Consider the following 7654-nt stretch of genomic DNA (forward strand, 5'->3'; position numbering starts at 1 on the left):
TTGATCCACACCCAAAAGACTCCATACACCACAGATCCTACGCACAGAGAAAATCAGAACAATCCCATCTTTGCGCCAACCGATATCTGCACTGCACAGAGCCTTCTATCTACACATATCTTTATTTATTATACATTAAAACAGCTGCCACCGATAAACTCCCTCAGAAGCGAGTTAAACGGAACCCCCTCACAGGGCACCGGCACAAAATAATCCAGGAACTTCAGAAGCCTCTTCGCCTCCTGATACTCCGGCTCACTCTTATCAATTCCAAAAAGCAGTGGCTCCGCATAAACCTTCAGGCAGGCAAGCTCATACACAAGAGCGGAATTAAACATCGCATCCGCCTCCTCCTGGAATGGAAAAATATTCTGCTCCTCACCACGCCGTACAGACGGCCATCTTGCAATGGTATCCTTTGCAGAAGTTCCTCGTGTACGCGCATCACGGACAATCCGGCGGATCAGCCTGCCATCTGTAGTCGGGATCCGGTTATGTTCATCAATATTCAGCTGTGTCAGAGCACTGATATAAATCTTAAACTTGCTCTCTTTTGGAAGGGCATAGCTCAGTTTGTCATTAAGCCCGTGGATTCCCTCGATCACCAGGATATCATCTTTTCCAAGCTGAAGTTGATCTCCCCGGTATTCCCTGTATCCGGTCTTAAAATTAAAAGTAGGAAGATCCACTTTCTTTCCAGCAAGAAGATTCAGCATATCCTCATTAAACTGCTTGATATCAATGGCTTCCAGGCACTCAAAATTCTTTTCCCCGAATTCATCAAGCGGGGTATGCTCCCGGTTCACGAAATAATTATCCACACCGATGGGGTGAGGCTTCAGGCCATGAGCTGCAAGCTGAATGGACAACCTGTGGGAAAAACTGGTCTTTCCTGAAGAAGAAGGACCTGCGATCATTACAAACTTCACATTTCCTCTTCTCTGGATCTCCTCGGCAATGGAAGAAATCTTCGCCTCGTGAAGCGCCTCCTGGATCAGCATCAGGCTCTGAACACCCTCTCTGGTGATCCGGTCATTGAGGTCCCCCACAGTGGCAACATCCAGCTTGTCGCCCCATTCTTCCGATTCCTTCTGCACATGAAAGATCTTATCCTGCGGCTCAAAATCCTCCAGAACATCCGGTGTTTTCTGACGCGGAAGGATCAGTACAAAACCTTCGTCATAAAGCTGCAGGTCAAAATACTGCACATAACTGGTATCCGGTGCCATAAAACCGTAAAAATAATCCTCAAAATTCTCCAGACTGTAAATATTTACCCTGGAAACACGGCGGTAACGGAACAGTTTTTCTTTGTCATACATATGATGCCTGTGAAACATGGAAATGGCATCATCCGTGCTGACACTGCGTTTGTAGATCGGAATTTTCTGATCTACCAGCTCCCGCATCCGCACTTTCACCTGGTCAAGAAGCTCCTGATCCAGGGTTGCACTACCTTTCATGGTAAAATAAAGACCATTCCCCAGAGAATAATGGATTACCACATGATCCACATTTTCCTTTCCGGCCACATCAAAAATTGCTTTCAGAAGGATAAAGATCGCACTTCGCCGGTAGGTTTTACGGCCGGCACTGTCCTTTGTGGTTATAAATCCCAGGGTACAGTCATGCCGCAGCTTCTTGTGAAGTTCTCGGAGTTTTCCGTTCTCAGTTACAAGAATCACCGGATACTCTGTTTCTCCCTCATAATCCTTTACAATCTCGGAATATGGGGTCATCTTGGGGTATTCCCTTGTTTCTCCGTTTATGGTCACTTTTATCATCGTCTGTTCCATAACACTCACCTCCACAGGCTTATACTTATAAAACAATATATGGATTTTTCACACTGGCGCAGGTCGTCTTAAGATCCGGGAACGCTTCATTCAGTTCCCTCTCCATGGCTTCCGCAAAAATATACTCCGTGCCATAATGTCCCGCATCTACGATTGCCAGTCCATCCGCCATGGTATCAATGGCAGTATGATAATCAATATCTCCGGTCACATACACATCCGCACCGGCTGCCATCACATCACGGATCATGCTCTTTCCGCTTCCTGTACAGATTGCCACAGTCTCGATCCTCTGATCCAGATCGCCGTAAACGCGCACATCTGGAAGGCAATTGCATTCTTTTACATATTTTCCAAACTCGCCAAGAGTCATGGCACGGGGAAGTTTTCCCACGCGGCCGAATCCCTCCGGCTGCTCCCCGGACTCATCGGTAACTGTAAGCACCTTTGTATCCTGAAGTTTCAGATAATCTGCGCTTAAATCTGCCATACCGATCACATCATAATTGGTATGCATGGCAAAGTACGGGATATCCTCCCGGATCAGACGTAAGATCTTCCTTCCGGTAAAGGTATGATTGTTGATCTTCTTGATCCCGGAAAAGATCATGGGATGATGGGTAAGGATCATGTCCGCGCCGGCCGCCACTGCCTCATCCAGCACTGGTTCTGTAAGATCCAGTGCAAGGAATACATGGGAGATTTCTTTCTGATCATCTCCCACCAGAAGTCCTACATTGTCCCATTCCTCCGCAAATTTCTGCGGATGGCGGATATTCAGCCAGTTAATCAGTTCATATGCTTTCATATCGTTTCAGAGCTGTATGAATCAGCTCCATTTCCTCCTTTACTTCTGCCAGACGGCTTTTTGCGGAAGCAGACTCTGCCCCGGAAAGACCGGCCAGTATCTTCTTACGGATGGATTCCTCCCTGAGAAGATATTCCCTCAGAACCGGATGGCACTTTTTCAGAAGAAGTGGCCCAAACCAGGCTTCTTCCTCTGTATAGGCAAACTGTTCTCCGGATTCTCTTCGCACCGCTTTCATCATTGGATAAAACTTTCCGTCTTCTTTTATCATTTCCTCTCTTACGATCTCCCAGCCGATCTCAGAGAGAAAATGCCGGAAATGAGGAAGGTCCGACTGAGGCTGCAGGATCAGTTCCTGAAACCCCTCCCGGACCTTCGCTCCCTCATTTAATATCCTTTCCATCAGAGGACCGCCCATTCCCGCAATCACCAGGGTATCACCTTCCCCCGGCTCAAGCTTCGTAAGCCCATCACTTAAACGGGTCTCTATGTAATCTTCAAGACCATAGCGGGAAATATTCTCCCTAGCTCTTGAAAGCGGTCCCGGACGTACATCCATGGCAATAGCTGACGGAACTATTCTTTCCTCAACAAGATAGATGGACAGATAGCCATGGTCACATCCTACGTCTGCCAGCCGGTTTCCTTTTGTTACCATACCGGCAATGGCACAAAGACGCATGGAAAGCTGTACGGATATATTTTTATCAGTCAAGGTAATCCTTCAGCTTGCGGCTGCGGCTGGGATGACGCAGTTTACGCAGAGCTTTCGCTTCGATCTGACGGATACGCTCTCTTGTAACGTTAAACTCTTTACCAACTTCCTCCAGAGTTCTGGCACGTCCGTCGTCCAGACCGAAACGGAGGCGAAGAACTTTCTGCTCACGGTCGGTAAGAGTGCTCAAAACCTCTACCAGTTGCTCTTTCAGAAGTGTAAACGCAGCTGCATCTGCAGGTACCGGAACATTATCATCCTGGATGAAATCGCCAAGATGGCTGTCTTCCTCCTCACCGATCGGAGTTTCCAGAGATACCGGCTCCTGGGAGATCTTAAGGATCTCACGTACACGGTCTACCGGCATGTCCATCTCCTCAGCGATCTCTTCCGGCGTAGGTTCACGTCCAAGCTCCTGAAGCAGCTGACGGGAAACACGGATCAGCTTGTTGATCGTCTCAACCATATGCACCGGGATACGGATGGTACGTGCCTGGTCCGCAATGGCTCTTGTGATGGCCTGACGGATCCACCAGGTTGCATAGGTACTGAACTTGTAGCCCTTTCTGTAATCAAATTTCTCAACTGCCTTGATAAGACCAAGGTTACCTTCCTGGATCAGATCAAGGAACAGCATTCCACGTCCCACATAACGCTTGGCGATGCTGACAACAAGACGGAGGTTCGCTTCTGCCAGACGCTTCTTGGCAGCTTCATCACCTTTTTCCATTCTTTTTGCAAGCTCGATCTCCTCGTCTGCACTCAACAGGCTGACTTTACCGATTTCTTTCAGGTACATACGGACCGGATCCTCGATGCTGACACCTTCCGGCACGGAGAGGTCGATCTTGTCAAGTTCTACCTCTTCTTCATCATCCAGGCCTTCCATATCCATATCGTTATCAAGGAGGAGTTCGTCACCGCTGTTGTCTGTGATACGGAGAACGTCCACACCGCTGGCCTCCAGGAAGTCAAAGACTTTCTCCATCTGATCTACTTCCAGTGGAGAGTCCTTGAAGAAGTCGCTGATCTCCTGATATTCCAGCACATTCTTTTTCTTTTTCGCAAGTTCAAGAAGCTCTACAAGTTTCTCGCTGAATTTTGCCATATTCATTTCCATAGGTGCTCTATACCTCCATATAGTGTTTATATTTTATCCTTAATTGAAAGAAATATGCAGTTGCTGCCTCTTTCTTCCAAGGTCTTCCAGTTCTTTTTTTGCTTTTATCAGTTCCTGAAGCCCTGCCATGTCTGACGGGTCCCAGGTACGGTTTTTTTCTTTGAGGCTCTCTTCCTTGATCCGCAGCAGCGTATCAGAAAAGGCTCTCTGCTGTTCTCCTTCGTTTTCCAGATGAATGGTGGCATTAAAAAGTGATGCCACTTCTCTCTGTTCCTCGCTATCTGTAAATGCATTGAGAAGTTTTCCCGGATTGGTCTCTCCTTCTTTATGCTGGTCAAACAGCATCTGGGCCACCTCTTTATACAGCGGCACCACAAAATCTGACGGTGAAATATATTTCTCCACCTGTTCAAAGATCCCCGGATAATTCACAAGCCAGGTAAGCATCAGCTTCTGGGCCTTATCTGCGGCGGATTCTTTTTTCTTTGTTTCCGGAGTCCCGGATTTCGGCTGGATCCGCTTCTCTGCAGGCGTTCCTTTCAGAGCCAATGTGTTGACCCTTTTCCGGATATCTTCCGTGCCCACTCCATAGCGGCCATATTCCTTCACAATTGCTTCTATATAAAGATTCCTTTCCAGTTCGTCGGAAAGTTCCAGCAGCATTTCGGCGCACCGCTCAAAAAACTGATTCTGTCCCTGAGGTGCATCCATCGCAAATTCCTGCTCTGCAATATGCACACGGAACATAAAACTGTCCATCGCCTGGTTCAGACGCTCTTCAAAAGCCTCCGCGCCCTCATTCTTGATAAACTCGTCCGGATCCTTCCATGGCTTCAGGCTTACCACCCTGGACGTAACCCCTGCCTCCCGAAGGATCGGGATCGCACGGAGAGCCGCACGGATGCCTGCGCCGTCACTGTCGTAAAGAAGCAGGACTTCCTTGGTGTAACGTTTCACAAGACTTGCATGTCCGGATGTCAGAGCGGTTCCAAGAGATGCCACTGCATTGGTAAAGCCTGCCTGATGCATGGCGATCACATCCATATATCCCTCACAGAGGATCAGGTAATTCTTCCTGGTGGTCCTGGCCACATTCAGTCCGTAGAGATTCCTGCTCTTGTCAAAAATCTTCGTCTCCGGTGAATTCAGATACTTGGGCTTGCCATCTCCCATGACACGGCCGCCAAAACCAATGACCCGGTTATTTACATCCATGATCGGGAAGATCACACGGTTCCAGAACTTGTCATACATTCCCCGCCGCTCATCCACATTAAACAGCCCGGATTCCCGGAGAAGTTCATCACTGTAGCCTTTTCCCTTGAGATATTTGTACAGGTCATCGCTGTACTTGTCCGAATATCCAAGGCCGAATTTCCGGATGGTTTCCTCCGAAAGACCTCTGCCTGTCAGATAGCCGTAGGCAGTTTTTCCGCCTTCTCGCCGGAGCTGATAGTAAAAATACTGAGCTGCCAGCTTGTTGATTTCAAGAAGCGCCGCTCTCTGTTCTGCTTTTTCTCTTGCTTCCCTGGAATATTCGATCTTCGGAAGCTCTACTCCTGCCCGGTCAGCCAGATGTGACAAAGCCTCACCAAAAGAATAATTCTCATATTCCATGATAAAATTGTATACGTTTCCTCCTGCCCCGCAGCCAAAGCAGTAATACATCTGCTTGGATGGCGTCACGGAAAAAGAAGGAGTTTTCTCATTATGGAAGGGACACAGTCCGAAATAGGAACTTCCCTTCCGTGTCAGTTTCACATACTGGGATATCACGTCTACAATGTCATTTTTCATTCGGACTTCTTCTATGATGTCATCTGAATAACGCATGTTTATCCCTCTTTTCCATTTAATAGACCTCCCAGGACTTCGGTATGTAGATCTCCCTGAATTTCTCCATGGAGTACTGATCTGTCATTCCTGAAATGTAATCACAGACTGCCTGTTCCTTGGGTACTCCCCGGTATTCCACCAGTTCTCTGTATTCCCTGGACATTGCCTCCGGGTGATCTGTATAATATTCGTATAGTTCACTCAGCATCTTGATGGCTTTGTCTTCTTCCTTCTTGGCAACCGGATTCTCATAGACATTCCGGAACATCAGGGCCCGAAGTTCCATCATCGCCTCAAAAACATCAGGCGACATGGAGATGCTGTCTTTATCCATACTGTTCTCTATAATATTATGTACGAAAGTATTCAGCCGTTCTCTCGTGGTATATCCGAGAAAAGTTCTCATTGTAACAGGAATGTCATCTTCTGTGATGATTCCCGCACGCTGAGCATCGTCCATATCGTGATGGATATAGGCGATCTTGTCAGAAAAACGCACAACCTGGCCTTCCAGAGTAGAAGGATTTCCACTGGTACGGTGATTCATGATCCCGTTACGGACTTCCCAGGTAAGATTCAGTCCGTTCCCGTTCTTCTCCAGTACTTCCACAACCCGGACGCTCTGTTTATAGTGGGCAAAACCTCCAGGATGTATCTGATCCAGCGCTCTTTCCCCGGCATGTCCAAAGGGCGTGTGCCCCAGATCATGGCCCAGCGCAATGGCCTCCACCAGATCTTCATTAAGCCGGAGTGCCTTGGCAATGGTACGGGCAATCTGTGATACCTCCAGTGTATGCGTCAACCTGGTACGGTAATGATCTCCCTGCGGTGCCAGAAACACCTGCGTCTTATCTTTCATGCGGCGAAAAGCCTTGCAGTGAAGGATCCTGTCCCTGTCCCGCTGATATGCGGTACGCACATCGCATTCCTCTTCCGGCCGGTCTCTGCCTCTGGTATCTGCGCTGTGAGACGCATAGGGACTTAACAGTTCCCGTTCTCTCTGTTCCATATTCTCTCTGATGTTCATAAGCACTTCCTCCACAGTCTGACAAACAGCGGCGATAAAATACCCTCTGTTAATTATATTCTACACAAAACCGCAAATTCCTCTTTTCTGAAAAAAAAATTCAAAAAATATTGGTTTTATCGTCTGTTCCAACCTGAAGGTGTCCAAAATTCTCATATTGTATATGAAACGAGAACAAATATGCAAACCGCTCCTCGATTTACTTTCATATAGCCAAAAACAGAGCTGCGATTCACAGCTCTGCCTTAAAGTCATGCGGAAGATGGGACTTGAACCCACACGAGCGCAATGCTCACAAGATCCTTAGTCTTGCTCGTCTGCCAGTTCCGACACTTCCGCATATCGCATTTCT

General features: G+C 47.8%; 6 protein-coding genes and 1 tRNA gene. All 7 read right to left on the reverse strand.

Annotation, left to right across the window (positions count from 1 at the left end):
- Positions 1-128: 128 nt before the first annotated feature.
- Positions 129-1796, reverse strand: coding sequence for a nucleoside kinase (locus G5B12_RS07500; protein ID WP_174087997.1), 1668 nt, complete (start codon positions 1794-1796; stop codon positions 129-131).
- 25 nt (positions 1797-1821) lie between these two features.
- A complete protein-coding gene (locus tag G5B12_RS07505; protein WP_021977935.1) occupies positions 1822-2604 on the reverse strand; it encodes a Nif3-like dinuclear metal center hexameric protein in 783 nt (260 codons plus the stop codon).
- Positions 2591-3319: a tRNA (adenine(22)-N(1))-methyltransferase gene (locus G5B12_RS07510; RefSeq protein WP_021977936.1), complete on the reverse strand. Its 729-nt coding sequence runs from the start codon at positions 3317-3319 to the stop codon at positions 2591-2593. The genes G5B12_RS07505 and G5B12_RS07510 overlap by 14 nt, the downstream gene beginning before the upstream one ends.
- A complete protein-coding gene (gene rpoD / locus G5B12_RS07515) occupies positions 3312-4439 on the reverse strand; it encodes an RNA polymerase sigma factor RpoD (protein WP_021977937.1) in 1128 nt (375 codons plus the stop codon). The genes G5B12_RS07510 and rpoD overlap by 8 nt, the downstream gene beginning before the upstream one ends.
- Positions 4440-4478: 39 nt before the next feature.
- Positions 4479-6272 carry a DNA primase gene (dnaG, locus tag G5B12_RS07520; RefSeq protein ID WP_021977938.1) on the reverse strand — a complete coding sequence of 598 codons (1794 nt, stop codon included), beginning with the start codon at positions 6270-6272 and terminating at the stop codon, positions 4479-4481.
- A gap of 19 nt (positions 6273-6291) precedes the next feature.
- Positions 6292-7302, reverse strand: a complete 1011-nt coding sequence (locus G5B12_RS07525; protein WP_021977939.1) for a deoxyguanosinetriphosphate triphosphohydrolase — start codon at positions 7300-7302, stop codon at positions 6292-6294.
- A gap of 254 nt (positions 7303-7556) precedes the next feature.
- Positions 7557-7641, reverse strand: a tRNA-Leu gene (locus tag G5B12_RS07530).
- Positions 7642-7654: the final 13 nt, after the last annotated feature.

Origin of the sequence: Blautia sp. MSK.20.85 (assembly GCF_013317245.1) — a bacterium.
GTDB lineage: Bacteria > Bacillota > Clostridia > Lachnospirales > Lachnospiraceae > Blautia_A.

What these genes read in the sequence shown, in the direction of transcription:
- G5B12_RS07500 (WP_174087997.1), bottom strand. Translation starts at nt 1,796, where the DNA reads ATGGAACAGACGATGATAAAAGTGACCATAAACGGAGAAACAAGGGAA.
- G5B12_RS07505 (WP_021977935.1), bottom strand. Translation starts at nt 2,604, where the DNA reads ATGAAAGCATATGAACTGATTAACTGGCTGAATATCCGCCATCCGCAG.
- rpoD (WP_021977937.1), bottom strand. Translation starts at nt 4,439, where the DNA reads ATGGAAATGAATATGGCAAAATTCAGCGAGAAACTTGTAGAGCTTCTT.
- dnaG (WP_021977938.1), bottom strand. Translation starts at nt 6,272, where the DNA reads ATGCGTTATTCAGATGACATCATAGAAGAAGTCCGAATGAAAAATGAC.
- G5B12_RS07525 (WP_021977939.1), bottom strand. Translation starts at nt 7,302, where the DNA reads ATGAACATCAGAGAGAATATGGAACAGAGAGAACGGGAACTGTTAAGT.